29 protein-coding genes and 1 tRNA gene are annotated in these 24,353 nt (G+C 71.6%); 17 read left to right on the plus strand and 13 right to left on the minus strand.

All coding sequences use genetic code 11. From position 1 onward, the window contains the following. Positions 1 to 303: 303 nt before the first annotated feature. Positions 304 to 903 carry a hypothetical protein gene (locus QUE44_RS09145; RefSeq protein ID WP_286214214.1) on the minus strand — a complete coding sequence of 200 codons (600 nt, stop codon included), beginning with the start codon at positions 901 to 903 and terminating at the stop codon, positions 304 to 306. 29 nt (positions 904 to 932) lie between these two features. Then, a complete protein-coding gene (gene msrB / locus QUE44_RS09150; RefSeq protein ID WP_286214216.1) occupies positions 933 to 1,340 on the minus strand; it encodes a peptide-methionine (R)-S-oxide reductase MsrB in 408 nt (135 codons plus the stop codon). 264 nt (positions 1,341 to 1,604) lie between these two features. Between msrB and QUE44_RS09155 the strand changes: the two genes are divergently transcribed. The 3 genes from QUE44_RS09155 to QUE44_RS09165 all read left to right on the plus strand — a co-directional run bounded on the left by QUE44_RS09155 (position 1,605) and on the right by QUE44_RS09165 (position 2,973). After that, positions 1,605 to 1,796 (plus strand): DUF2218 domain-containing protein, encoded by a 192-nt coding sequence (locus tag QUE44_RS09155; RefSeq protein WP_286214217.1) that lies wholly within the window; start codon positions 1,605 to 1,607, stop codon positions 1,794 to 1,796. Positions 1,797 to 1,906: 110 nt separating this feature from the next. Further along, positions 1,907 to 2,662 (plus strand): AzlC family ABC transporter permease, encoded by a 756-nt coding sequence (locus QUE44_RS09160; RefSeq protein WP_286214218.1) that lies wholly within the window; start codon positions 1,907 to 1,909, stop codon positions 2,660 to 2,662. Then, positions 2,659 to 2,973 carry an AzlD domain-containing protein gene (locus tag QUE44_RS09165; protein WP_286214219.1) on the plus strand — a complete coding sequence of 105 codons (315 nt, stop codon included), beginning with the start codon at positions 2,659 to 2,661 and terminating at the stop codon, positions 2,971 to 2,973. Before QUE44_RS09160 ends, QUE44_RS09165 begins: the two co-directional genes overlap by 4 nt. On the opposite strand, the gene QUE44_RS09170 is transcribed toward QUE44_RS09165, so the two are convergent. Next, on the minus strand, positions 2,974 to 3,399 hold the full coding sequence (locus QUE44_RS09170) for a DUF1349 domain-containing protein (RefSeq protein ID WP_286214220.1): 426 nt from the start codon (positions 3,397 to 3,399) through the stop codon (positions 2,974 to 2,976). A gap of 121 nt (positions 3,400 to 3,520) precedes the next feature. On the opposite strand from QUE44_RS09170, the gene QUE44_RS09175 reads away from it, so the two are divergent. The 7 genes from QUE44_RS09175 (at position 3,521) to QUE44_RS09205 (ending at position 7,715) form a co-directional block, all read left to right on the plus strand. Next, positions 3,521 to 3,868: a YciI family protein gene (locus QUE44_RS09175; RefSeq protein WP_286214221.1), complete on the plus strand. Its 348-nt coding sequence runs from the start codon at positions 3,521 to 3,523 to the stop codon at positions 3,866 to 3,868. 26 nt (positions 3,869 to 3,894) lie between these two features. Next, entirely contained in the window at positions 3,895 to 4,548 is a 654-nt protein-coding gene (locus tag QUE44_RS09180) for a Pr6Pr family membrane protein (protein WP_286214222.1), read from the plus strand. Beyond that, positions 4,545 to 5,459: a phosphotransferase gene (locus QUE44_RS09185; RefSeq protein ID WP_286214223.1), complete on the plus strand. Its 915-nt coding sequence runs from the start codon at positions 4,545 to 4,547 to the stop codon at positions 5,457 to 5,459. Before QUE44_RS09180 ends, QUE44_RS09185 begins: the two co-directional genes overlap by 4 nt. A 203-nt stretch (positions 5,460 to 5,662) precedes the next feature. Next, positions 5,663 to 6,214, plus strand: a complete 552-nt coding sequence (locus QUE44_RS09190) for a VanZ family protein (RefSeq protein WP_286214224.1) — start codon at positions 5,663 to 5,665, stop codon at positions 6,212 to 6,214. Between the two features lie 22 nt (positions 6,215 to 6,236). Then, positions 6,237 to 7,043 carry a sensor domain-containing diguanylate cyclase gene (locus tag QUE44_RS09195; RefSeq protein ID WP_286214225.1) on the plus strand — a complete coding sequence of 269 codons (807 nt, stop codon included), beginning with the start codon at positions 6,237 to 6,239 and terminating at the stop codon, positions 7,041 to 7,043. Between the two features lie 71 nt (positions 7,044 to 7,114). Further along, positions 7,115 to 7,190 (plus strand) — tRNA-Lys (locus tag QUE44_RS09200). Positions 7,191 to 7,523: 333 nt separating this feature from the next. Beyond that, on the plus strand, positions 7,524 to 7,715 hold the full coding sequence (locus QUE44_RS09205; protein WP_286214227.1) for a hypothetical protein: 192 nt from the start codon (positions 7,524 to 7,526) through the stop codon (positions 7,713 to 7,715). 23 nt (positions 7,716 to 7,738) lie between these two features. Here QUE44_RS09205 and QUE44_RS09210 read toward each other — a convergent pair whose 3' ends face one another. Genes QUE44_RS09210 through QUE44_RS09220 form a run of 3 tightly spaced genes read right to left on the minus strand, consistent with a single transcriptional unit; the run spans position 7,739 to position 10,339 of the window. Further along, positions 7,739 to 8,092 carry a nuclear transport factor 2 family protein gene (locus QUE44_RS09210; RefSeq protein WP_286214228.1) on the minus strand — a complete coding sequence of 118 codons (354 nt, stop codon included), beginning with the start codon at positions 8,090 to 8,092 and terminating at the stop codon, positions 7,739 to 7,741. Positions 8,093 to 8,114: 22 nt separating this feature from the next. Then, the gene (locus tag QUE44_RS09215; protein WP_286214229.1) at positions 8,115 to 8,300 is read right to left on the minus strand and encodes a hypothetical protein; all 186 of its coding nucleotides are present in this window, start codon (positions 8,298 to 8,300) and stop codon (positions 8,115 to 8,117) included. After that, on the minus strand, positions 8,300 to 10,339 hold the full coding sequence (locus QUE44_RS09220; protein WP_286214230.1) for an alpha-L-arabinofuranosidase family protein: 2,040 nt from the start codon (positions 10,337 to 10,339) through the stop codon (positions 8,300 to 8,302). The genes QUE44_RS09215 and QUE44_RS09220 overlap by 1 nt, the downstream gene beginning before the upstream one ends. A 186-nt stretch (positions 10,340 to 10,525) precedes the next feature. Between QUE44_RS09220 and QUE44_RS09225 the strand changes: the two genes are divergently transcribed. Then, on the plus strand, positions 10,526 to 13,120 hold the full coding sequence (locus QUE44_RS09225) for an SEC-C metal-binding domain-containing protein (protein WP_286214231.1): 2,595 nt from the start codon (positions 10,526 to 10,528) through the stop codon (positions 13,118 to 13,120). Between the two features lie 14 nt (positions 13,121 to 13,134). Here the strand turns inward: QUE44_RS09225 and QUE44_RS09230 are convergent, their stop codons facing one another. Beyond that, complete coding sequence (locus tag QUE44_RS09230) at positions 13,135 to 13,692, minus strand: dihydrofolate reductase family protein (protein WP_286214232.1); 558 nt, start codon at positions 13,690 to 13,692, stop codon at positions 13,135 to 13,137. Positions 13,693 to 13,781: 89 nt separating this feature from the next. Here QUE44_RS09230 and QUE44_RS09235 point away from each other — a divergent pair, with 89 nt between their 5' ends. From QUE44_RS09235 to QUE44_RS09250, 4 genes are all read left to right on the plus strand, one after another. Next, positions 13,782 to 14,630, plus strand: coding sequence for an aldo/keto reductase (locus tag QUE44_RS09235; RefSeq protein ID WP_286214233.1), 849 nt, complete (start codon positions 13,782 to 13,784; stop codon positions 14,628 to 14,630). A gap of 156 nt (positions 14,631 to 14,786) precedes the next feature. After that, the gene (locus QUE44_RS09240; RefSeq protein ID WP_286214234.1) at positions 14,787 to 16,337 is read left to right on the plus strand and encodes an HNH endonuclease; all 1,551 of its coding nucleotides are present in this window, start codon (positions 14,787 to 14,789) and stop codon (positions 16,335 to 16,337) included. Between the two features lie 149 nt (positions 16,338 to 16,486). Further along, positions 16,487 to 18,775 (plus strand): glycoside hydrolase family 3 C-terminal domain-containing protein, encoded by a 2,289-nt coding sequence (locus tag QUE44_RS09245; RefSeq protein WP_286216743.1) that lies wholly within the window; start codon positions 16,487 to 16,489, stop codon positions 18,773 to 18,775. An 82-nt stretch (positions 18,776 to 18,857) separates the two neighbouring features. After that, positions 18,858 to 19,124, plus strand: a complete 267-nt coding sequence (locus QUE44_RS09250; RefSeq protein ID WP_286214235.1) for a hypothetical protein — start codon at positions 18,858 to 18,860, stop codon at positions 19,122 to 19,124. On the opposite strand, the gene QUE44_RS09255 is transcribed toward QUE44_RS09250, so the two are convergent. Genes QUE44_RS09255 through QUE44_RS09275 form a run of 5 tightly spaced genes read right to left on the minus strand, consistent with a single transcriptional unit; the run spans position 19,121 to position 21,148 of the window. Beyond that, complete coding sequence (locus tag QUE44_RS09255; protein WP_286214236.1) at positions 19,121 to 19,303, minus strand: hypothetical protein; 183 nt, start codon at positions 19,301 to 19,303, stop codon at positions 19,121 to 19,123. The genes QUE44_RS09250 and QUE44_RS09255 overlap by 4 nt on opposite strands. After that, positions 19,300 to 19,629 carry a BTB/POZ domain-containing protein gene (locus tag QUE44_RS09260; protein WP_286214237.1) on the minus strand — a complete coding sequence of 110 codons (330 nt, stop codon included), beginning with the start codon at positions 19,627 to 19,629 and terminating at the stop codon, positions 19,300 to 19,302. The genes QUE44_RS09255 and QUE44_RS09260 overlap by 4 nt, the downstream gene beginning before the upstream one ends. Continuing rightward, the gene (locus QUE44_RS09265) at positions 19,601 to 20,365 is read right to left on the minus strand and encodes a flavodoxin family protein (protein ID WP_433997164.1); all 765 of its coding nucleotides are present in this window, start codon (positions 20,363 to 20,365) and stop codon (positions 19,601 to 19,603) included. The genes QUE44_RS09260 and QUE44_RS09265 overlap by 29 nt, the downstream gene beginning before the upstream one ends. Before the next feature lie 21 nt (positions 20,366 to 20,386). After that, positions 20,387 to 20,644: a DUF1232 domain-containing protein gene (locus tag QUE44_RS09270; RefSeq protein WP_286214238.1), complete on the minus strand. Its 258-nt coding sequence runs from the start codon at positions 20,642 to 20,644 to the stop codon at positions 20,387 to 20,389. 15 nt (positions 20,645 to 20,659) lie between these two features. Then, positions 20,660 to 21,148 carry a beta-class carbonic anhydrase gene (locus tag QUE44_RS09275; protein ID WP_286214239.1) on the minus strand — a complete coding sequence of 163 codons (489 nt, stop codon included), beginning with the start codon at positions 21,146 to 21,148 and terminating at the stop codon, positions 20,660 to 20,662. Between the two features lie 120 nt (positions 21,149 to 21,268). Between QUE44_RS09275 and QUE44_RS09280 the strand changes: the two genes are divergently transcribed. Continuing rightward, the gene (locus tag QUE44_RS09280) at positions 21,269 to 22,033 is read left to right on the plus strand and encodes an SDR family NAD(P)-dependent oxidoreductase (RefSeq protein ID WP_286214240.1); all 765 of its coding nucleotides are present in this window, start codon (positions 21,269 to 21,271) and stop codon (positions 22,031 to 22,033) included. Between the two features lie 129 nt (positions 22,034 to 22,162). Continuing rightward, a complete protein-coding gene (locus tag QUE44_RS09285) occupies positions 22,163 to 23,173 on the plus strand; it encodes a LacI family DNA-binding transcriptional regulator (protein WP_286214241.1) in 1,011 nt (336 codons plus the stop codon). 2 nt (positions 23,174 to 23,175) lie between these two features. On the opposite strand, the gene QUE44_RS09290 is transcribed toward QUE44_RS09285, so the two are convergent. Continuing rightward, positions 23,176 to 24,198, minus strand: a complete 1,023-nt coding sequence (locus QUE44_RS09290) for a LacI family DNA-binding transcriptional regulator (RefSeq protein ID WP_345380320.1) — start codon at positions 24,196 to 24,198, stop codon at positions 23,176 to 23,178. Between the last annotated feature and the right edge of the window lie 155 nt (positions 24,199 to 24,353).

Here is a 24,353-nt window from a genome sequence, read left to right on the forward strand (position 1 = left end):
CTCTCCCCCGCACCCACCCGCGGCTCCTCGCCCCGCGCCTACCCGCAGCTCCTCGCCCCGCACCCACCCGCGGCTCCTCGCCCCGCACCCACCCGCGGCTCCTCGCCCCGCACCCACCCGCGGCTCCTCGCCCCGCGCCTACCCGCGGCTCCGCCACACGGGTAGCCCGGCATCGGCCCCTCTGAGCCCCCGCGAGGCGCGACACGCCGGCGACACGCCGATGCGCGTGTGGCGGAGCCGCGAAAGCGTGTGGCGGAGCCGGAGCGGAAAGGGGGCGCGAAGGCAGGCGGGCCGCAGCGGACGCTAGTCCAGCCGCCCCTCGCGCCACATCGCGGCGCAGCGCTCGAGATCCTCGCCGGTGCGCAGGAGCTGCGCGGCACGCAGCGTGGTGCGGTGGGCCCTGGCGTCGGCGTGGCCCTCGTCCGAGCCCGCCTCGAAGGCCGCACCCGTCGCGACCACGCGGCAGAACGCGCCCGCACGGTCGAGCGCCACGGCGAGGTCACCCGCGAACACCCCGGACAGCACGGCGTCGGCCAGCGTGCGCACCTCATCGGGGCCCGGAGGGTCCTCGACACCCGCGATGGCGTGCCGCACGTGCGCGGCGTGGACGCCCTGGTGATACGACCGCGCGACGGCTGCGGCATCGTGCTTGACCCACTCGCGAATCATGTAGATACGCCACAGCGCGCCGGGCAGCGTGTGCGCGCCGGCCTTCGACCACATCATCGCGACGGTGTCGATGCCTTCCTCGTCCACGAGGCGCACCAGGCGCTCGACCAGTTCGGGGTCTCCCGACTCGCGCGCCTGCGACACGATCGCGGCCGCGGTCTCGTGCGCGATCAGCCCGCGGTCGGCGGGGTCGATGTCTCCCTCGAGCTGATCCGCCATCTCCATGTCGAGCATGGCGGGCCTGTGGAAGCGGGGCTCGACCACTACGCGGGCTCCGACTCGTCGAACACCAGTGACACCGAGTTGATGCAGTACCGCTCCCCCGTCGGGGTCTGCGGCGCATCGGGGAACACGTGTCCCAGGTGAGAGTCGCACGCGGCGCAGCGCACCTCGGTGCGCACCATGCCGTGCGCGAGGTCCTCGTGGAGGGTCACCGCGCCTTCGTCGGCGTCGTAGAAGCTCGGCCACCCGCAGTGCGAGTCGAACTTGGTGCCGGACGGGAAGAGCTGCGCGCCGCACGCACGGCAGCGGAACACGCCCTCGCGCTTCTCGTCGATCAGCTCGCCGGTCCACGGCCGCTCGGTGGCCGCGTGTCGCAGCACCTGATACTCGATGTCACTCAGCTGGGCGCGCCACTCGGCGTCGGTCTTGACGATCTTGTTGGGGCTCATGCTTGCCTCCTTCGCTCCCAGGGTACGGGGGCGGCGCGCGCCCGAACAGCGCACCGAGCCTGCTCCTGGGGAAGACGCGAGGCGCCCGACCTCCGAGGGGGAGGAGGTCGGACGCCACGCGTTCTCACCTGATTGTCCCGCGCGGCTCGCGCCGTGGTGGGTACACCCTTGAAGACGATGCCAAGGCGGGATTTGTTCCCGTCTCGCGCCATCTCTGGCCACCAGGGCATCCTCCATCCTCGCCTGACACCGACAGGAGTCCCCATGACACTCGCCACCACCGGCCGCTTCCCCACCGACCGCCCCGAGCGCTACCTCAAGCAGCTCGCATCGCACCTGGGGCGCAAGCTCGAGGTCGACAGCGAGGGCGACGCGGCGGTCATCCGGCTCGGGGAGGCCTCCGCTCGCCTCACGCCCGTGCCTGGCTCGGGCGCGGCCGAGCGCCAGGGCGAATAGCGCGACGCACGTCACCTGGCTGTCACACGGCCGTGCGAGACTCGGCCGGTGAGCCCACCGTCCACACCCCCTCCCCACCAGCACCCTCCGCGCGCTCTCCGCGCCGCGCCGTGTTCGGCATCGGCGCCCAGCAATGGGCCGACTCCTGGGCCGGGCTGCGCGCGATCGCGCCGCTGATGCCGGGATCGGCGCTGTTTGGGCTCGCGTTCGGGGCGCTCGTGCGCGTGGCGGGCGTCGACCCGTGGGCCGGCAACTTCGCGTCCGTGTCGGTGGTCGCGGGCGCGAGCCAGATCGCGATCGTGGAGGCGATCCGCACCGGCGCGCCCGCCGCGATCGCCGTCATCACCGCGCTGGTCATCAACGCGCGGTTCGCGTTGTATTCGGCCGCGCTCGCGCCGGTCTATGCGGCCTTTCCGCTGCGGTGGCGGCTGGGCCTCGCGCATCTCATGACCGACCAGTCCGCGGTGGTCTCTCTCGAACGCGCCGCCGACTGGCCCGACCCCGTGCGCCGGCGCTGGTTCATCCTGGGCGGCGCGCTGCCGTTTGTCGCGGTGTGGGTCGTGGGATCCGCGGCGGGCATCGCGCTGGGGCCCGTGATCCCCGATGCCTGGCAGATCGGGTTCATCGTGCCGCTGATGTTCCTCGCGGTGATGGTGCCCGGACTGCGCAGCGCGCCGGCGCTGACCGCCGTCGCGGTGGCAACGATCGTCGTGGTCGCGGCGCGCGGACTGCCGTTCGGCCTCAACGTCCTCGCGGGCGCGCTCGCGGGCATCGCGGTCGGGTCCTTCGTGCCCGAGCGTCGCGCGGCCACGGCCGGGCCGGTGCCCGACGACGGCCTCGCTCACGACCAAGGAGCCGGCGAATGAGGGCCTTCCTGATCTTCCTCGCCGCCGGAATCGGCACGTACGCGATTCGCATCTCGGGCGTCATGCTGCTGGGCGACGGCCGCGAGCTGCCGGAGCGTGTGACGCGCGCGCTGCGGCTCGTGGGCCCCGCCGCGATGGCCGCGATCATCGCGAACTCGCTGCTCCTCGACGAGGGTCAGTGGCGCGCGCTGGGCGCGTGGCACGCGGCGGCGCTCGTCGCGGTGGGGGTTGCGCTGTGGCGCAGGTCCTCGGGATGGACGATGCTCGCTGGCGCGCTCACGTTCGCGGCGCTCCTGCTCGCGGGGCTCTAGTCAGTCCTCGGGGTGGAGTTCCGCGTCGGGCTCGCCCACCGCGACGCGCGTGAACGTCACCTCGAGGCCGCCGTGAGTCGGGGCGCAGCACATCGGCCCCGCCAGCACGTGCGCGTCCGGGGCGAGCGGAGCCACCCGGATCAGGCGCCACGGCTCGCCCTCGACGCGCGCGCGCAGCATCACTCCCGCCTGATCGAACTGGAGGTCGTAGTCCAGGATCCACGACACCTCGATCGCGGCCTCGGCGCCCAGGGGCTCGACCAGCGCGTGAGCGTTGTCGTGGATGAAGCCGTAGGCCGTGATGCGCCACGCGTCAGACTCCTCGCGGGCCGTCACCAGCAGTCGGCCGTCGCGCACCTCGGCCGCGACCGGCTCCTCCGTCCACGTCGCGCGTGCCAGCAGGGCCTCGAGCTCGATGTTCTCCATTCCCCCAGCGTAGGGCGCGATCGAGCGCGACCCGACCCGGGCATCGTCCCCTCGCAGGCGCCGCTCCCCGGGCCCCACGGGGGCCCGCGTCATACGCTGGACTCCCCGACAAGGAGACGCCATGCCCGAGTTCATGCTGTCCGTTCATCACGACTATTCGCGACCGTTGGTCGAGCCGGGCGTGGACGTCGAGCCCATGTACGCGGCGGTCGCGCGGTTCAACGAGGAACTGCAGGCCACGGGCGCGTGGGTCTTCGCGGGAGGCCTCGAGACCCCGGGCACCGCGCAGGTGGTCGAGGTCGCCGACGGCGAGCTGGTGGTTACCGATGGTCCGGTGGTCCCGACGGGCAAGGCGCTCGGCGGGTTCTGGGTGATCGACGTCCCCGACGTGGAGTCCGCCGTGACGTGGGCGCAACGCGCCTCGGTGGCGGTGAGCGGGCCCATCGAGGTGCGCCCCTTCCAGGCCTGAGCCGATCGCGCTGATAGCGTCCCGCCATGGCCCGTTCCGTCACCGCCGCCAGGCTCGCGGTCGCCGCGCTGATGCTCGCCGCCGTGACGCGGCTACTGCTCGACGGCGTCGAGGCCGGCACGTTCGTGGTGTGGAACTTCTTTGGCTTCTTCACCGTCCAGAACAACCTGATCGGGGTGGCCGCGCTGGTCGCCGCCGCGGCCTTCGCGCGCCGCACGGCCCCCGCGTGGGTGGAGTACCTGCGCGTGTGTGCGGCGATCTACCTGGGCATCGTGGTGTCGGTGTACTGGATCCTGCTCGCGCCGCTCGAGGATGACGTCACGCACTGGACCAACCTGGTGGTCCACGAACTTTCGGGGGTCGCACTGCTGGCCGACTGGCTGCTCGTGGGGCCCAGGCGCCCCCTTCCGCTCGGGCGGCTGTGGGTGGTGATCGTGTACCCGAGCGTGTGGGTGACCGTGGTGCTGATCCGCGGCGCCACCGACGGCTGGTTTCCGTACCCGTTCCTCGACCCCGCGAACGGCTACGGGTCCATCGCGGTCGTCGTGGCGGGGATCATCGCGGCGGGGCTGGCCGTGGGGGCGGCGCTGTTCCGCGCGACCGGGCTGCGGGTGGTGACCGCAGACGCGGAGCGCGTGAGCGCGGTCCGGCCTGCTGGCGTGGAGGCGGCGGCGCCGTGATCCGCGACTCGGGTCCCCCGCCCGCTCATCCCGCGATCTCGCGCCCGCTCGCGCGCGAGCTCATCGAGACGCAGCTGCCCGGCCTCGCGCATCTCGAGGTGGGCGAACGCTTCGACGGCTGGGACATGGTGGTCTACCGGTTGGGCCCCGACCTTGGGCTGCGCCTGCCCCGCGTCGAGGCCGCCGTGGGTCCGCTCGCGCGCGAGTCGCGGCTGCTGTCGACCGTCGGCGCCGCGTGGACCTTCCCTCACCCGCGCGTGGTCGCGAGCGGGGTCGCCCAGGGCGACTATCCGTGGCCGTGGGCCGTCGTGACGTGGCTGCCAGGCGCCGCCGCGGACGCGTCACCGCTGCGGGACGATGCCGGGCCCGAGATCGGCCGAGCGTTCGCCCAGGTGCACGCCCCCGCGGGCGAGGAGGCGTGGTTCAACCCGGAGCAGTCGATCTCCCTCACGGAGCGCTCCGAGAATCTCGAGTGGGCGCTCGGGCTGCTGGAGGGGGCGACGGGGCCGGACGGCGAGCGGCTCGACATCGCCGGGGTACGCGAACTGTGGGACGAGGCCCTGTCCGCGCCCGCCCCCGCCGAGGTGGTGTGGTCGCACGCCGATCCCCACGGCTCGAATCTGCTGGCGGTCGACGGAGGCGCGTTTGGCGGCATCATCGACTGGGGAAAGATGGCCGGCTGCGAGCGCGCGGTCGACCTGTCGTTCCTCTACACCGCGCTCGGCGCGACCGGGGTGGATGCGGCGGTGCGCGCGTACCGGGAGGCCTCCGGGTGCGAGGACCCGGGGCTCGAGGCACGACTGCGCGGGATCGCGGTCGCGAAGTGCGCGTCCTGGGCCGTCCTCGACCGGCCCCTCAACATCGCGATGGCGTGGCGAGGGTTCGGAGGCCTCGGGGTGCTCGAGGACTGAGGCCGCCGCGGTGTACTGCTAGCCCTGGCCCTCCCAGCCCGAGTGGTTCATGCCCTGGCTGCGCTGCTGTTTCTGAATCTGCGCCGGGTGCGGCTGGCGCGCGTCCGGGTTCTGGTCGGTCGCGTCGCCGTGACGGGCGTGCGCGCCCCGGGCACGCGCGCGTACCCTTGCACGTTGACTCGGCGACCACCTGGAGGACAGACATGAGCCCGCTCGACGTGCACGGGACCGAGGGAGCGCTGCCGATCGCGCTCGTCGGCGCGGTGCTCGTCGCGCTCGCGTGGGGCGTCGGCGCGATCTTCGGGCACGGGCGCCGCACCGCCGCGTGGGTGGCGCTGCTCACGTGCCTCGCGGTGATCGGCTGGATCACGATCGGCCTCACGGTGGTCCAGGGAGACCTGGGCACGGGCACCGTCAACCTCCATTGGGGCCAGGAGATTCGGCGCGCACTCGACTCGGGGGCCTCCGCGCCGTGGACCAACCTCGTGGGCAACATCGTGCTGTTCGTGCCGTTCGGCGCGGTGGTCGCGCTGCTGGTGCGCGGCGGCGCGCTGCGCAGGATCGCGACCGCGACCGTGCTGGCCGCGGCGCTCTCGGTGTCCATCGAGGCGGTCCAGTTTCTGCTGGGCCGGGTCGCGGATGTCGACGATGTGGTCCTCAACACCGGCGGTGCCCTCGTGGGCGCCCTGGTCGCGGCGGCTTTCGCGGGACCCTGGTCCCGCGGTTCGGGGCCCCGCACTGCCGAAACTGGGTGACCACCGTCCGCGAGGAGGCGCGATGACTCAGAGCATCGACCCTGCAGCTCTCCTCGACGCGATGACCCAGGGCATGTACGTGGCGGACCCGAGCCGGACCATCACGTACTGGAACGCCGCCGCGACCCGCATCACTGGCTACTCCGAGCCCGAGGCGATCGGGCGCTTCTGCGGCGACGGGATGCTCAACCATGTCGACGAGTCGGGCGCGTCCCTGTGCGGGAGCCGCTGCCCGCTGCCCGCCACGATCACCGACGGCCGCACCCGCAGCATCAGGGTCTACCTGCACCATCGCGAGGGCCACCTGGTGCCGGTCAACGTCGTGGCCTCCGCGCTGCGGGACGAGGACGGCCAGATCATCGGGGCCGTCGAGACCTTCACGGACGACTCCGCGATGAGCTCGGCCCTGCATCGTCTCCACCAGGCCGAGCGCCGCGCCGCCACCGACGCCCTCACGGGGATCGGCAACCGCCGCCACCTCGAGGAGTGCCTCGAGCGGCGGCTCGAGGAGTGGGAGACGCGTCGGCGGACGTTCGGCGCGCTGATGATCGACGTGGACCACTTCAAGGCGGTGAACGACTCCGCCGGGCACGCCGCCGGCGACGCGATGCTCCGGACTATCGCGCGCAGCCTCACGTACACGACGCGTGGGGACGATGGCGTGGCTCGCTTTGGCGGCGGGGAGTTCGTGGTGTTGACGGAGGTCGCCGGCACGGACCAGCTCCTGGCGCTCGCGGCGCGCATCCGGATGGTGATCGCCCAGGGCCGTTACCCGGGGCTGCTGGCGGCCAAGGCGGGCGGCAGGGACGCGGTGGTCGCCGCGCCGTGAGTGGGCGTGGGGGTGTGCGTGGGGCGGGCCAGGCGTGGGGCCGATGCGGCGGCGCGGCTACCATGGGCGGCGGGCCTCTAGCTCAGTTGGCAGAGCAGCGGACTTTTAATCCGTAGGTCGTGGGTTCGAGCCCCACGGGGCCCACCAGGATTTACCAGGAATAGGGCTTCCCGAGGAGTCACGGAGGCACGCGCCCAGCGCCGCGCCGCTTTCGCGGCCGCGGACCACGTCGTCGCGGACCTCCTGGGGGTAGGGCTGAGGCACAACAGCATCCTCCCAGGCCGCCCCGAAGAGCAAGGCAGATCAGATGTGACCTACTCCTGCGGCAGACCCCCCGAGCGCCACCCGCGCTATGGTCACGATCGTGGCCATTAAGCGCGCTAATGGCCAGGAACGTGAACACAGCGTGCGCCGCACCCGGGCCGCCCAACAGGAGTCCCCCACCCCAGAGCCCCCGCACCACAGGCGTACCCTCGAAGCATGACCACCGAGCACCCCGCCCCCACGGCGTGGTCGGACCCCCGCGAGAAGATCGAGTTCAGCGTCCTCCTCGCGAACGGGCGTCTCGCTCCACGCGCCTTCGCCAACCGCGAGGAGGCCGAGTCATGGGCGCGCCCCGAGGACGGCGAGCAGGTGGTGTCCTACAACGAGGTCTGCGCCTGCGACATGTAGCGAGTGAGGCTACGCGGTCAGCGTCATGAACCGCCGCGCGTCATGTACCACTCGACGAACTTGCGCGCCCGCCCATCCGGCGCGAACCACACCTCCCAGAGGTTCGCGTAGCGCTCGTGCCCGGGGTAGTCGACGGTGCCGGTGATGATGCCGAGCCGCTCGTCCTCGATCAGCACGCTGAGGTGGTGCACGGGCAAGCTCGGCTCGGGCTCGCCCCACTTCGCGACGATCGCCTCGATGCCCACCGCGGGGCAGTCGTCGTCGGGACGGAACCAGTACTCGGCATCGTCCGTGAACAGCGCGCGGACGTCCTCCTCGCGCTTCGACTCCCAGGCGCGGATGTAACCCGCCAGCCAGTCGCTCGTCCTCGTGCCCACGGCCCGCCGCTCCGTCTCGCCGCTACCTCCCGGCGCCGGCCTCCGCCGCGTCGCCCCGCGAGGAGCGGAACGTGAACCACCAGTACGCGCTCGTGAGCAGGAACAGCACGATTCCGATCGCGGCGAGCCACAGCAGCGCCTCGATGAGGAACCCCACGATTCCGATGGCGACGGCGACAATGAGCAGGACAATCAGGAATGCCTTCATCACTCCGCCGTACGTGACGGTGCGCTGAGGTCAACCTCGACCATCGTCACGGACCGTCCCGGCACCTTGACCTCGACCACTCCGTCGGGACCCGTGACGCGCCGAGACACGCGCGGCCTGACCTCGTGCCTGCCGCGCCCGACCCACCGCAGCCGGTTGCGTGCCTCGTCCGACGCGGCCAGCACCTCGACGCGGACCGGCGCACCTTCGGCGGCCCCCGGCACCCGCAGCCGCACCCGCGCCGCGCGCCCCGCGACCTCCACGAGCTTCACCGCCACGGCATCGTCCGCCGGCAGTCCGTCCCTCACCGGCACCTCCCCCGACAGCCCGGCCCCCGCCGTCGCCGACACCAGCAAGCCGGGCGGCAGTCCGTCGCGATCGAGCGGCACGATCCTCTCGCGCACCGTCGCGGCGAACATCCGCTGCACATGATGGTTCGCGGTGGGCATGACCGCAAACGGGTTGAAGTCGATGAGGTTGTGCTCCCACTGCCCGTGCCCGACCAGGTTGAGCAGCGGCGCGAAGGACGCCATCGCGACCACGTCGGCATTGCGCTCGACCCCCGTGAGGAACGCGGCCTCCGCGAGCGCCGAGCGGAACGTGTTGGGCACCGGCCGGATGGGCGCAGGCACCAGCCCCGACGGCAGATTGGCGGCGTACTCTCCCACCGCCACGCGCACGTCCCGCGGGTACGCGTCGTAGCGCGAGGCGGCGTCGATCACCCACGAGGGGCTCTTGTAGAAGTGCTCGTCGACAATGAGCCCGCGCGGATCACGCCGCGCCTCCTCCCACGCCTGCTCGAACTCGACACCCCACGCGAGCGCCCCAGCGGAGAGCACCACGTCCATGTGCGGATGGCGCGCGCGCACCGCCTCGCGAATCGCCCGGAAGCGGTGCAGGTACTGCGGCCCCGCGTTCTCGTTGCCCACGGCGATCATGTCGAGCGAGAACGGCTCGGGATGGCCCGCCTCCGCGCGCAGCCGCGCCCACGGCGAGCTCGCCGGATCCCCCGTCGCCCACTCGATCATGTCGAGCACGTCCTGCACCACGGCCGCGAACTCCGGCGAGTCGAGCGGCAGCACCTCGGTGGCGCGCAGTTGGCACGCCATCCCCGCACCCACGACGGGCAGGGGCTTCGCCCCCAGGTCCTCGCACAGCAGGAAGTACTCGTAGTACCCCACCTGGAAGGACTGCGAATAGTCGCCTCCGCGCGTCGACAGACCCCACAGGTTGTAGTCGGGCCTGCGCCCCGCGAGCGGCCCCACGGTTCGCTTCCAGTCGTACGCGTTGGCGCAGTCCAGGCCCTCGACGATGCACCCGCCGGGAAAGCGCACGAACCTGGGCTTCAGCTCCGCGATGGCCTCCACGAGGTCCCTGCGCAGCACGCCCTGGCTCCACCGCGGATCGCCCGCGCCCCAGTGATCGGCAGGGATCAGCCTCACCTCGTCCAGGTCGAGCGTCCCGGCGCCGCGCGCCGCGATCTCGAACGCCACGAGCGCGGTGCGCGGCGGCCGCAGGGCCGCCGTGGCCACGTGCCAGCCCGGGTGGTCGGGGTCCGGGGTGAGGGTGAGAGTGGACGATGCCAAGGCACGTCCGCGCCTGTCCACCAGTCGGGCGACAAGGGATCCGTCGAAGGAGCCGAGCCGCACGCGCGCGTCGACGTGATAGACCACCCCGCGCCGCGCGCCGATTCCCGCACCGCGCCGCGCGTGCCCGACGTTGCGCACCACCGCCGCTCCCTCGGACGTGAGGCGAGCGAAACGTGCGCCGGGCACCAAGGGCGTCGAGGCATCGTCCCCGGTCCCGGCCTCATCCACGGCGGGCGCCGCGAGCGTCCCGCTCCTGACGCGCCAGTGCCGGAGCGGATCGCTGACGGGCCGCGGGCGACGCCGCGTCACCGCCGCGATGGTGTTCGTGTGGAGGCGTCGGCTCACGTACGCGCCCTCGAACGAGTGGTTCGCGATGAGGTTCGCGGACAGGCCGCCGTCGATCGCGTGGTTGATGTCCTCGAGGAAGGCACCCAGGAGGATGTCGCTCACGGGGAGCACCGCGCGGGAGGGGTCGGCCACCAGCGTGACGCGGTCGCGCGGCGGCTGAGGGGAACGCGGCGCTCTCGGGGCTCTCGGGGCGGGCGCGGTCATCCCCCGAGTCTGCCGTGTCGCGCCCGGCCGCGCGGTTCTTGTGGAGACCGTCACCCCGCATTGGCCTCCCCCTACGCTTGTGCCATGGTCCTACCTCTCTCACGCACCGAGGCCGCCGACCTCGTGTTGGACACCCTGGCACGCAGCGGACCCAGTACCGGCACGTCGCTCGCGACAGCGCTCAGCCGCCGCCCCGAGTTGCGCGGCATCGATGCTGGACTCCTCCTCGACGATCTCCTCGACAGCAACCTCCTCAACGCCGTGGGCCATCTTCCCGACGGCAGGTGGTGTCATGTCGCCGAGCTCATGCGAAACCGGGTGGCCACCCATCGGCTCTCCGCCACGGAGGCCGCACACGGGTTCATCGCCGCATTTCCCGACATGGCGCCGCTGCTCGCAGCGTTCGAAGCCATCGGCACGTTCGAGGACGGGTCGCCCGTCGAGGTGGTCTATCCCGAGTGGGCCGACGACGGCGACTGGGGCATTCCGGCCGAGGTTCTGCCCGACGACGGCGCGATCCCCGTTCCTGCCTCAGCGCGGGGCCGGACGGCGTGGCGCGAGGGCGACATCGTGGCCGTCGCGGCACACCCGCAAGGGATGCGCGTGACGCGGCTGACCGCACGCACCAAGGTCGCCCCCTATCCCTCGGAGACCATCGATGCGCTGCGCGAGATCGCCTCGCAGCCGCGGCACGGCAGTGTCCAGGCGGAGGGTGCCGCGTGGGCCATGGCCGCGCGCTTCGCCGACCTGTGGAGCGCGCCAACGCCGCCCTTCAGTGACCTCGTCGCGCAATCCGGCGCGGTCAGTTGGGGCGAGCACCTCCTGCCTCCCGGCACGGACCCCGAGGCGTGGCGGTCGGAGCAGGAGGCGCGGAGCGTCGCGACGCATCATCGGATCTCGCTCGACGCAGCGATGGCCGTGGTCGCCGTGGCCGACACGTACCGTCACATCGTCGAAGCACTCGAGAACACGGAGGACGTCCTCGGGAGCGACCCGAATGACATCGCCGCCACCGGCGGATGGGATGCCGACCTGCGCGCGCCGGTGATCGCCTCGCTGCCTTGGATCGCGGATCCCGACGTCGCGACCGCCGTGCTGGGCGCAACCATGGCGACCGGTGGCGGTCTCGACGCCGTCGCGCTTGGCATCCTCACCGAGGCGATGCACGTCGCGGCCGATGAGCCAGCGACAGCCGCGACGGCCGATACGCGTGCCGCGATCTCATGGCTCGCCGCCCGTGCGTCGGAGCGCCTGGGCGCAGTCGAAGAGGCCGAGTACGAGCTTCGCGAGGGTCTCGAGGCGTCTCCTCAGTGGGCACCCCTTCTCGCGGACCTGGCGTACTACGCCTCCGACCGCGGAATGCTTGCCGAAAGTACCGCCCTGGCACGGAGGGCTGGACTCCCGCTCGATGATCCTCTGGCAGCCGTGCTGGCCCACCTCGGCCGAATCCGCGTGCGCTCGCTGGGGCGCAACCAGCCGTGCTGGTGCGGGTCGGGGAAGAAGTACAAGGTGTGCCACGAGGGCCTGGAGGACTTGCCGCTGGAGGAGCGCGCGACGTGGACGTATCAGAAGGCGTGCATGCACCTTGATCGCGGTACGGGTCGGGAGACGGTGCTTCCGCTCGCAGTGGCGCGAGGACGCCACCTGCCCGGCGGGCTCCTCGATGGGCTGCGGGACCCGCTTGTCACCGACGTCGCACTGGTCGAGGGCGGTGGGTTCTCGCGGTTCCTCCGGGACCGTCGGGACCTACTTCCCGAGGACGAGCTCGCGCTCGCGGAGCAGTGGCTGATGATTGAGCGGTCGCTGTGGGAGGTGGTGGAGTCACGCCCCACGCGCGGCATGACGATGCGCGATGTCCGGACGGGTGACCAGGTCGACGTCCGCGAGGCCACCGCGAGTCGCACACTGAAGGCGGGCGACTTCGTGTGCTGCCGGGTCCTCCCCGCGGGCGAGACCTGGCAGATCTTCGGAGGTGTCGAGCCAGTCGCGATGGGCCAGCGCGCCGCAGTGCTGGCATTGCTTGACGATCCCACCGATCCCGCTGCGCTTGTCGAGGCGCTCAGCGTCCGCCTAGCCCCGACACGCCTCGTGACCTCGGACGGCGACGCCATGGTGATGGGGGAGATCGTGATGCGCGTCACGCGTACAGGCGATGCCGAGGCCGCGCTCGATCGCGGATTCGAGCGGACCGATGACGCCCCGCCGACATGGCTCCACCTGGGCTCGGGCAGCAAGGCTGGAGGGCGCACGGTCCTCGCAAGCATGACTCTCAACGGTGACCTCCTCACGCTCGAGGCCTCCAGCGCCAACCGGCTGGACGCTGCGCTTGATCTGCTCCGCGCGGCCATCCCGGGCCTGACGGTCCTCTCGGACCGCCGGGTGCCGATCGCGGACATGCTCGATGCGCCGGGAGGCGCTTCCCTTCGTGGACCGGCGACCGGGGGATCCGGCGTCGAAGACGCCACGGTCAAGGCCGTCCTGGCGGAGGTCATGGCGCAACACGAGGCACAGTGGCTCGACGAGCAGATCCCGGCGCTCGACGGCCTCACACCCCGAGAGGCGGCCGCGGATCCCACGCGGCGCGACGACCTGGTCCGCCTGCTCAACTCGTTCCCCCAGACCGAGGATCCGACCCAGATGAGCGCCCCACGCTTACGGGTCGCACTAGGGCTGGCGTAGAGCCGGCGGACGGCTCAGCCCACCCGATACCGCAGGAACACCGCTCCGGACGGGAACGTGCGTTGCTCGAGGAGGTGCAGCTCGAGGTGGACGCCCCCGGGCAGGAGGCGCAGTCCCCCGCCCACGACGACGGGGATGAGTATCACCTGGAGCTCGTCGACCAGGCCCGCGCGCAGCGCGTGTGCCGCGAGCGTGGGGCCGGCGATCGCGAGGTCGCGCTGGTCGTGGGCCTTGCGCGCCCGCACGGCGTCGGCATCGAAGGCGTGGATGAGCGTGGTCCGCGAGGTACCGGGCGCGGCCAGCGTGGAGGAGAACACGATCTTGTCCGTGTCGCGCCACAGGCGCGCGAACTCCCTCAGGTAGCCGGGCAGGGCGGGGTCGTCGGGCATCGTCTCCCACGCGGACATCACCTCGTGCATGCGCCGCCCGAACAGGTACGTGCCGATTCCCCTGGAGATCTCGTTGAAGAACTCGTGCTCGTCACGCGAGGGCTCGGCCCAGTCGAAGCCGCCGTGCTGGTCCGCGACGTAGCCGTCCAGCGAGCTGATCATGGAGTAGATGAGGCGCGCCATCGCGAGGCTCCCTTCCTCCTCCACCCTAGACCCGGCATCCGCACTCACACCGGCATCGTCCCGTCGCATGGCGGTCGTAGGGTGACACCATGACGCTTCCCACAGTCACGCTCAACGACGGCCACACCCTTCCCGCGCTCGGCTTCGGGACCTATCCCCTGGTGGGAGACGCGGGCGGCGCGGCCATCCGCGCGGCGCTCGACCACGGCTACCGGCTGCTGGACTCCGCGGTCAACTACGAGAACGAGGGCGTGGTCGGCGCCGCGCTGCGCGGCTTCCTCACGGAGACCGGCGTGGCACGCGGCGACGTCACCGTGCAGACCAAGCTGCCCGGGCGCCACCACGACTTCGACCGCGCCCTCGCGTCGGGTGAGGAGTCGCGCGCGAGGCTGGGGCTCGACCGGATCGACGTGCTGCTCATCCACTGGCCCAACCCGATCACGGGCAAGTACCGCGAGGCGTGGCGCGCGCTGGTCGAGCTGCGCGAGCGCGGCGTGGTGCGAACCATCGGCGTCTCGAACTTCACGCCGCGCCTGCTCGACGAGATCATCGAGGACTCCGGCGTGGTGCCCGCGATCAACCAGGTCGAGCTTCACCCCTACTTCCCCCAGGTCGACCTGCTCGCCAAGCACGCCGAGCTCGGGATCGTCACGCAGGCGTGGAGCCCGCTGGGCAAGCGTCAGGCACCGTACGGCGAGCCCGTGGTGGTCGAGGCCGCGGAGCGCCTGGGCGTGACCCCCGCACAGGTGATCCTGCGCTGGCACCTCGAGCGGGGCACGCTGCCTCTTCCCAAGTCCGCGACGCCCTCGCGCCAGGCCGAGAACCTGGCCGTGGACGGCTTCACGCTGCTGCCCGAGGAGGTTGCCGCGATCACCGCGCTGGCGCGCGAGGACGGGCGACTGTTCGACGGCGATCCCGAGCGTCACGAGGAGATGTAGGGGCGCCTTGTGTGGTGTGCATGGGGACGATGCCGGGGGAGTTGAGCCGTCGGCCTGCGGGCGTCATGCCTGGCAAATGAGGAATTTCCGAGTCATTCCCAGGCTCCTTGGGTACCTTTTGTCCTGATTGTCGGACCCTGGTGGTGGGATGAAGCCATGGACATTTCGGGCCTTCTCGATCGCGAACCCGGCGGCGCTGCCGTCGTGGTGGATGCGTTCTCGGCCGCGTGCGCGGTGGCGATCGCGGCGGTGGCCGGGGTGCGGGATGCCGCGCGGGGGTCTGGCGGGCCTGACGGGCGGGACGGGCGGGACGGGCACAACGGCGTGGGCGTGGATGCGGCGGTGCTCGCGGCGCGGGCTCAGATCGCCGGGCAACTCGCCCGGGAGGTCGACCTCCTCCTGGCCGAGGTAGCGTGCGCGATCGAACGCCACGGCGACACCGAGCCCGGTGGCGGTGTGGCGCGCCGCCTGGGACACCGCGGGACCGTCGACATGATCGCCTCCGTCCTGGGCTCCACGCGCGCCCACGCCGGCCGGCTGCTCGACGTGGGACGGGTGCTCACACAGGAGCCCGCGCCCGACGGTGAACCCGGCCACCATCCACACGTGGCGGAGGCGCTGAACTCTCGGGAACTCTCCGTCGACTGCGCGAGCACCATCACGTCCATGCTCGATGCCCTTCCCGAGACGATCCCCACCGAGCACCTTCGGAGCGCCGAACTCGACCTCGTCTCTCGCGCGCCCGGACTGACAGCGACCACGTTCGGCCGCATCGTCACCCACTTCCGCACCGCGCTCACGGTCGACACGACGCCCGCCACCCTCGAACGCCTGCGCGCGAACCGCTACCTCCACGTGTGGGAGGACCGCGACGGCATGCTCGCGATCGACGCACGCCTCGACCCCGAAACCGCCGCCCCCGTCCGCGCCGCCCTCGACGCACTCGTCAACGACGCGATGCGCCGCGCCCGCGACAACGTTGCCACCGACCCAGGCACCGGCGGCGCCAACCCAGGAACCGGCACCAGCGCCGGCGCGGGACCACTCGCCGCCACAACCGCCACGACCAGAACAGCCGCCCAGATGCGCGCCGATGCCCTCGCGGACCTCGCCCGCCACGCGCTCGCCTGCACCGCCACCGACCTCCCGCTCGCGTCGACTACGGTCGTCGTCCGCGTCCATGAGACAGACCTCCACACCGGGCTGGGCAACGCCGAGATCGACGGCACCTCTCACGCGATCGACATCTCCACCGCACGGCGCATGGCCGCCAACGCTCACGTCATCCCCGCCGTGCTGGGCTCCCACAGTGAACTGCTCGACTGGGGCCGCAAACGTCGGCTCTTCACCACGGCTCAACGGCTCGCCCTCATCGAACGCGACGGCGGCTGCGCCTTCTGCGGAGCTCCACCAGGCTGGGCAGAGGTCCACCACATCGAATGGTGGAGCCGCGACCTCGGCATCACGTCGATCGCCAACGGCGTCCTGCTGTGCCGCCATTGCCACCACACGATCCACCACCAGGGCTGGACCATCCACGCCACCACCACCGAAGTCTGGTTCACCCCACCCGCAAGCATCGACCCGCTCCAGACACCCCGCCAAGGAGGACGCGCCCGCTTCCACGCACCCCGAAGCCTCAGCATGCGCCGCGCCGCTGAAGGGACCGGGCCCGACAGCCCACTCGTCATGGGCATCGCCCCTTGACCCTGCATGGATAGGATGAAACTGCCCGACGACGACGTCCCCCTCTCCGCATCAAGGAGCCCCATGCGCGCCACCTATGAGAAGGCCGAGCAGATCGTCTCGCGCCTCTCGACCGACGAGAAGATCAGGCTGGTGTCCGGCCGGGACGCCTGGACTACCGAGGCGCTCGACGAGCACGGCGTGCCCTCGATCATGCTCACCGACGGGCCGCACGGCGTGCGCAAGCAGAAGGGCAGCACGGACCACCTGGGAATCAACGAGTCCGTGCCCGCGACGTGCTTCCCCCGGCGGTCACGCTCGGGTCGACGTGGGACCCCGCGCTCATCGAGGAGGTGGGTGCGGCGCTCGGCCGCGAGTGCCGGGCGAACGACGTCGCGGTCCTGCTCGGCCCGGGACTCAACATCAAGCGCCACCCCGCGGGAGGACGCAACTTCGAGTACTTCTCCGAGGACCCCTTCGTCTCCGGCAAACTCGCCGCCGCGATGGTGCGCGGCATCCAGTCGCAGGGCGTGGGCGCATGCCTCAAGCACTATGCGGCCAACAACCAGGAGTTCTACCGCATGTCGGTCGACACGATCGTCGACGACCGCACGCTGCATGAGCTCTACCTCACCGGCTTCGAGATCGCGGTCAAGGAATCCGCGCCGTGGACCGTGATGTGCTCGTACAACAAGATCAACGGCGAGCACGCCGACGTCAGCCGCGGACTCCTCACAGAGACCCTGCGCGACGAGTGGGGCTTCGACGGGCTGGTGATGTCCGACTGGTTCGCCGTGTCGGACCGCGCGCTGGGCCTGTGCGCCGGCCTGGACCTCGAGATGCCCGGCTCGAAGGGCACGTGGGACGCGGAGGTCTCGGACGCGCACGCGAAGGGGCTGCTCACCACCGCGGAACTTGACCTCGCGGCCACCCGCGTGATCGACCTCGCGCTGCGCTCGCAGAACGACACCGCGACCTCGCAGGTCGACCCCGAGGCACACCACCGCTTGGCCCGCCGCGCCGCCGCCGCGGGCACCGTGCTCCTCACCAACAACGGCATCCTGCCGCTTGAGCGCACCGGCTCGATCGCCGTGGTGGGCGCATTCGCGAAGACACCGCGCTATCAGGGCGCGGGGTCCTCGCTGGTGAACCCCACTCAGCTCGACACCTTCCTCGACGCGCTGCGCGCTGCCGTGGGAGACGCCGCCGAGGTGCACTACGCGCCCGGCTACGACCCCACCACCGGCGCCACCGAGGACGCGCTCCTCGACGAGGCGCGCCGCGTCGCGTCCCGCGCGGACGTGGTGATCGTGCTCGCGGGTCTGCCCAGCTCATTCGAGTCCGAGGGCTTCGACCGCGAGCACCTGCGCCTGCCCGACGGCCACACGGCCGTGGTGAACGCGGCGCTCGACGCGAACCCGCGCACCGTGGTCGCGCTGCTCAACGGCTCTCCCGTCGAGCTGCCGTGGGCGGACCGGCCCGCCGCGATCCTCGAGGCCTACCTGGGTGGCCAGGCCGGCGGATCCGCGCTCGCGGACGTCATCCTGGGCGACGTCGCTCCCGGCGGGCGCCTCGCCGAGTCCTTCCCCATGGCCGCGAGCGACCTGCCCTCCGACCGCGACTTCGCGCGCCACCCCAAGCAGGTCGAGTACCGCGAGGGCCTCTACGTGGGCTACCGCTTCCACGACTCCGCTGGCATGCCCGCACGCTTCCCGTTCGGCCACGGACTCAGCTACACGGCCTTCCACCACTCGACGCCGACGGTGCGCAAGTCGGGAGACGGCTACTCCGTGACACTCACGGTGACCAATGCGGGGCCGCGCGAGGGCTCGGACGTGGTCCAGGTCTACGTGCGCGATCCGCAGTCGGCGGCCTACCGCCCGCACCAGGAGCTCAAGGGCTTCGCCAAGGTCCACCTCACGCCAGGCGCGTCGGAAAAGGTCACGATCAAGCTCGACCAGCGTGCCTTCGCGGTGTGGGACGTGCGCTCGCAAGAGTGGCGCACCGAGCCGGGCGACTTCGAGATCCGGGTCGGATCCTCGTCGACCGACATCCGCTCGACCCGCACGGTCTCGATCACCGAGGGCACCGCGGTGTCGCCCTCCCACGGGCCCGCGGCCTTCGTCGCCACGGACAACGAGTTCCGCACCATGCTGGGCGGCGAAATCCCCACCCCCGAGCGCAGCGTTCCCTTCCACCGCGACTCGACCGCGGCGGACCTCAGGGAGACCGCCGCGGGCCGCGCGGCGGCGGCGATGCTGTCGAAGGAGGCCGGCAAGCAGTTCGACACCACCCATGCGGACGCCACCACGATCGCGATGTTCGAGGCCGCGACCCGCGAGGCGCCGCTGCGCATGATCGCGATGGCCAGCGGCGGCAAGCTCACGCTCGCGAGCCTGGACCGGCTCATCAGGCTGCTCAACGTGGGGTCGTTCAAGTCCTGGCGGGCGAGGGGGTAGGTCCCGGTCGGGAGGGATTACAGTCGGAGGACCAGCGCGGCTGAGCCCCGTCCCGGGGCGCCGCGACCGATCGGAGGCAATCGTGAACCCGCCCGTCCTCGTCCACGGCACTCGACCGCTGCTGCGCACGGTCATGGAGGTCGGGCGCGACTGGGCGCTGATGTCCGACGGCGACGCGATCATCCTGTGGCGCGTCCACGCGACCGCCACGGCTGCGCTCTCCGTGGGACTCGTGGTCGCCGATCACGGCTCGGGCCGCTGCGACATCGCCGGCACCGCCCTCGCCTACCGCGAGGCGGACGAGGAGGGCGACATGGCGGCCCGTGACCTCTGGGCGCTCGCCGCCTAACTCGACGCCGGCAGGACCAGCACGCACACCTCGACCGTGCCCTCGGGGCCGGTCGGACCCATCGTCGGCACGTCCGTATACAGCTCGTACCAGGACGCGTAGTCGTCGCCAGTCGACGTCCGCGCGGAGGCGGGCTCGACGCCCGCCGGCCCCCACGACTCCATCAGGGCGCGGGTCACGTCACCCACCGCCATGTACGGTCCGGTATGCCGTGCGACGGTGTAGGTGCCCGCGGGCAGCTCGCCCGCGACGAACGGGGCCTCGACCGCGACGTCACCCTCGACGATATGCCCCCCTCGATCGCGAAGCTGCCGTCGGCGCGTGCCGTCGTGTAGCGGAGCACGCCCGGCGACAGCGCCGTGCCCCGCGCGCCCAGCCACGCCTCGACGCGCGCGAACGCGTCGCCCACGACCTGGGGCATCTCCTCGATGGAGGCCACCAGCGGCTCGGCGACGTAGCGCAGCGCTTCGCGAGGCTCAGTGAGGATGGCGGGCGAATCGGTCATGAGCGGTACTCCGGGTTCGGGTGGTCGAATCTCGCTCCCGCATCCCACTCCTTGCGGGAGTTGCCCCCGCGGGGAAGCCGCCGCCGTCCTTGAGCCATCGGGCGGTATGGAGCAGGTTCCACGTCATGAACGCGGTGTTGCGGCGCGTGAAGTCGTTCTCGGGACCGCCGCTGCCCTCGTCGAGATAGGACGGCCCCGGGCCGGCCTCCCCGATCCACCCGGCATCGGCGTTGGGCGGGATCGTGTACCCCAGGTGCTGCAGCGAGTAGAGGACGTTCATCGCGACGTGCTTGACGCCGTCCTCGTTGCCCGTGACCACCACTCCGCCCGTGCGGCCGTAGTAGAGGTATTGGCCGCGGCCGTTGGTCTCACCCGACAGCCCGTAGAGCCGCTCGATGACGCGCGTCGCCACGGACGACTTGTCGCCCAGCCAGATCGGGGTGCCGAGCAGCAGAATGTCCGCCGCGAGGATGCGGTCCGCGAGCGCTGGCCAGTCGTCACTGTCGCGGTTGCCACCCGGCACGTCCTCACGCATGTCGGGATAGACGCCGGGAGCGATGTCGAAGTCGACCGCCCGGATGACGTCCACGCTCACGCCCTGGGCCTCGAGAATCGCGATCGCGTTGTCGAGAAGCCCCTGCGTGTGGGACAGCGCGGGCGAGGGCTTGAGCGTGCAGTTCACCACCACGGCGGTGAGGTCGGAGAAGTCGGTTCCTTGAGAAGCATCGGGAGCCATGCCTCCGACGCTACGGCACGATCAGCGCACTGTCCCGGCGACGTTGATGGCCTCGTCCCTCACGCGTGCCTCGTAGCGCTGCTTCTCGCGCGTCACCAGCACCAGCAGGATGCCCCACACCCCGGCATCGTCCACCAGCCCCAGGGGGCCCAGGACGAGCTCGGGGATGAGGTCGACCGGCCACAGGCCGTAGAGCAGGGCGCCCACCGCCGCGACCCAGGTCATGGGCGCGACGCGGTGCTCACCGCTGCGTACCGCCTTGAGGAAGGACCACCACATGTCCTCCAGTATGCGTCAGCGAACCTCGCGCAGCTCCCCCGAGTGCACGTCGAACACAAAACCGCGCACCTGCGAGGTGTCCACCATGAACGGGTTGCGGCGGATCCGCTCCATCGACTGGCGCAGGTCGGCGTCGAGGTCGCGGAAGGACTCGGGGCTCCACGTGGGCTTGAGGCCCGTCTCGTCGAGCAGCTGGTTGCGCAGCTCGTCGTCCGTGAAGGTGAGCGCGCCACAGTCGGTGTGGTGGATGAGAATGATCTCCCGCGTCCCAAGCTTGCGCTGCGAGATCACGAGCGAGCGGATCATGTCATCCGTGATGACGCCGCCCGCATTCCTCATGACGTGCGCGTCGCCCACCTCGAGACCCAGCATCGCGAACGTATCGAGTCGCGAGTCCATGCACGCGACCACCGCGAGCTGACGGCGCGGCGGCAGCGGCCGGTCCGGCGTGTAGGTCTCCGCATACGCGCGGTTGTGAGCGAGCAGTTCGTCCGCGATTCCCATGTGTCCTCCCCGACGTGTGGGCACAGCCGTGTGGGTACAGCCGTGTGAGTGATGCCGTGTGGGCACAGCCTAAGGTGCCAGGCCTATGGCCACGCGCCCGCGGCGTGGCACCATGAGCCCATGCCACGCGTCCTCGTCACCGGAGCCTCTCAGGGGCTGGGTACCGAGGTCGCTCGCCGCCTCGCGGAGGCTGGATACGAGGTCGTCGTGCACGGCCGCGACGCCGCCCGCTCCGAGGTCGCGAGGGCGCGCGTCCCCGGTGCCGTCGCCTCGGTGACGGGCAGGTTGGACTCGCTCGCGTCGACGCGACTGCTCGGGGACGATGCCCGCGGCAGGGGGCCGTACGACGTGATCGTCCACAACGCGGCGCTGGGTCCGGATCAGGATCGCGCGATCCTCACCGAGGACGGCCTGGAGAGGATCCTGCAGGTCAACGTGGTCGCTCCGTATCTGCTGAGCACGATGCTGAGCCTGCCGCAACGGATCGTGTTCGTCGGATCGGACGCGGCCTTCTCCGGGAGCCCAGCGGTCGACCTGGCCCCGCCCGACCCGTGGGACGGCCACGCGGCCTACGCGGGCTCGAAGTTGTTGCTCACGATGCTCGCGTTCGAGCTTGCCCACCGCCACACGGATCGCCAGATCAACGTGGTCCACCCGGGATGGGTGCGCACCCGCATGGGCGGGCCGCGCGCGGCGCTCCCGCTGTCCGACGGCGCGGACACCCCCGTGTGGCTGGCGACGTCGGACGAGGCGATCGCGCGGCGAGGGGGCCAGTACGTGCATCGGCGCCGGGCCGAGGCCGCACCGGCGGCCGCGCACGACCCCGCCCTGCGCGCGCGACTCATCGCGCGCCTCGCGGAGGTCACCGGAGAGCATCTGCGCTGATCACGTGGCACCGAGTGCGCCTAAGATGCCCTCATGGCCTCGTCGTCGCCCCCCGTGCGGGGTCGCGCGACCCCGCGCTCGCCCGCCGCGCGCTCGTCGACGCCACGACCATCAACCCCACGGGCCTCGATGATCGACGTCGCCCGCCTCGCGGGCGTGTCGGGACAGACCGTGTCCCGCGTCGCGAACGGGTCCCTCAATGTCAGCCCCGAGACGCGCAGGAGAGTGCTCGACGCGATGGAGTCGCTGGGCTACTCGCCCAACACCGCGGCGCGCGCGCTGCGTAGCGGCAGCTTCGAGACCATCGGCGTGATCGCCCATCGCCTCGCGCGCACGGGAGAGTCGCGCACCGTCGAGGCCGTCGCGCGTGCCGCGCGCGAGGCCGGCCACACGGTCACGCTGCTCGACCTCGACTCGACCGAGCACGCCGACGTGGCCGAGGCGGCCTCGCGGCTGTCGCACCAGGCGATCGACGGCCTCATCATCATTCGCGCGGAGATCGAGGACGCGGACCGGCTGCTCCTCCCCACGGGGTTGCCGGCGGTGGTGCAGGACGCGACGTTCGGCGGCCGCCTGCCGATGATCGGCTCGGATCACGCGGGAGGCGCCCGGCTCGCGGTCGAGCACCTGCTGAGCCTGGGCCACCGCACCGTGCATCACGTCGCGGGGCCGGCCGACTCGATCCCGGCACGCGCCCGCCTGACCGCGTGGCGCGAGGTGCTCGCGGAGCACGGAATCGCGGCGCCGGAGCCCGTCCAGGGTGACTGGACCGCCGAGTCCGGCCATGCGGCGGGGATCGCGATCGCGGACCGGCCGGACATCACGGCGGTGTTCTGCGCGAATGACGAGATGGCGACCGGCCTCATGCTCGCGTGTCACGAGCGCGGACGCCGCATCCCCGAGGATCTCTCGGTGGTCGGCTTCGACGACGTGCCGCTCGCCGCGTTCCTGTCTCCCCCGCTCACGACGGTGCGCCAGCCCTTCGCGCGCGTGGGCGCGCGCCTGGTCGAGGAGGTGCTCGCTCGCATCGAGACCGGACGGGGACCCCGCGGCGGGACCGGTGCGGAGCCGGCCGAGCCTGCCGAGCTGATCCCGTGTGAACTCGTGGTGCGGCGGTCGACGAGCGCGCCGCGCCCCTAGACCTACGCGGTGCCGCGCACCACGATCTCGGTGGGCAGCGTGACGCGACCGGCCATGCGGCCGTTGATCTCGTCCACGAGGAGGCGCACCATCTCTTCGCTCACCCTGTCGAAGGGCTGGCGCACCGTCGTGAGCTGCGGCGTGGTCTCGACGGCAACCGGGGCATCGTCGAATCCCGCGACGGCGACGTCCTCGGGCACCCGGATGCCCGCGCGCTCGAGCACGTCCATGGCCCCAGCCGCCATGAGGTCGTTCGCGCAGAACACCGCGTCGAACGGCACCTCGCGCGACAGCAGCTCGCGCATCGCGGCCTCTCCCGACGGCCGCCCGTAGTCGCCGTAGGCGACCAGCGACTCGTCGAAGCGGTCGCCCAGCACCGCGCGAAACGCGCGAAGCCGGCCCGTGCCTCCCGACGTGTCCTGAGGTCCGGCGATGTGCACGATCCGCTGGCAGCCCCGCCGCAACAGATACTCGACCATCGCGCGCGCGCCGCCCTCGTCATCGGCCGTCGCGTAGCCCACCTTGTCCTCGAATCCCAGCGGGATGCCCGCCGAGACCACCGGCAGCCGCGACTCGAGCAGCGTGCCCAGGAACTCCTGGCTGTCGCGGTGCGAGGACACCACGAGCGCACCGTCGACGTGGCCGCCCGTGAGGTACTCGGTCGCGCGGCGACGCTCCTCGAGGGTGTCGGCCATGATGAGGATGAGCGTCATGCCGTGCGCCGCGAGCGCATCCGCCGAGGACCGCAGGATGAGCAGGAAGTTCGGGTCGGAGAAGAAGCGCTCGTAGGACTCGCTCAGCAGGAAGCCCACCGAGCCCGTGCGGCTCGTCGCGAGAGAGCGCGCGTGGGGGTTGATCCGATAGCCGGTGGCCTTGATGGCCTTCTCGACCTGCTCGCGTGAGCCCTCGGAGACCCAGTGGCCCCCGTTGAGCACTCGCGACACGGTGCCGCGGGAGACGCCGGCCTCTCGCGCCACGTCATCGATCGTGGGACGGCGTCCTCGCACGTTGTTCACCGGTGTCATCTCCTCGACGGTTCTGGAACGAGTATGGACTAGGACCGCTCTCAGGCGCACCTTTCGCCGCGACCCACGGCATCGTCCCTGATGGTGGGCGGACGATGCGGGGCCGGGGATGCGACGAGGGGCCCCGGTCTCCCGGGGCCCCTCGCACGCCGTGA

This window comes from Demequina sediminis, from assembly GCF_030296675.1.
Classification (GTDB): Bacteria; Actinomycetota; Actinomycetes; order Actinomycetales; family Demequinaceae; genus Demequina; species Demequina sediminis.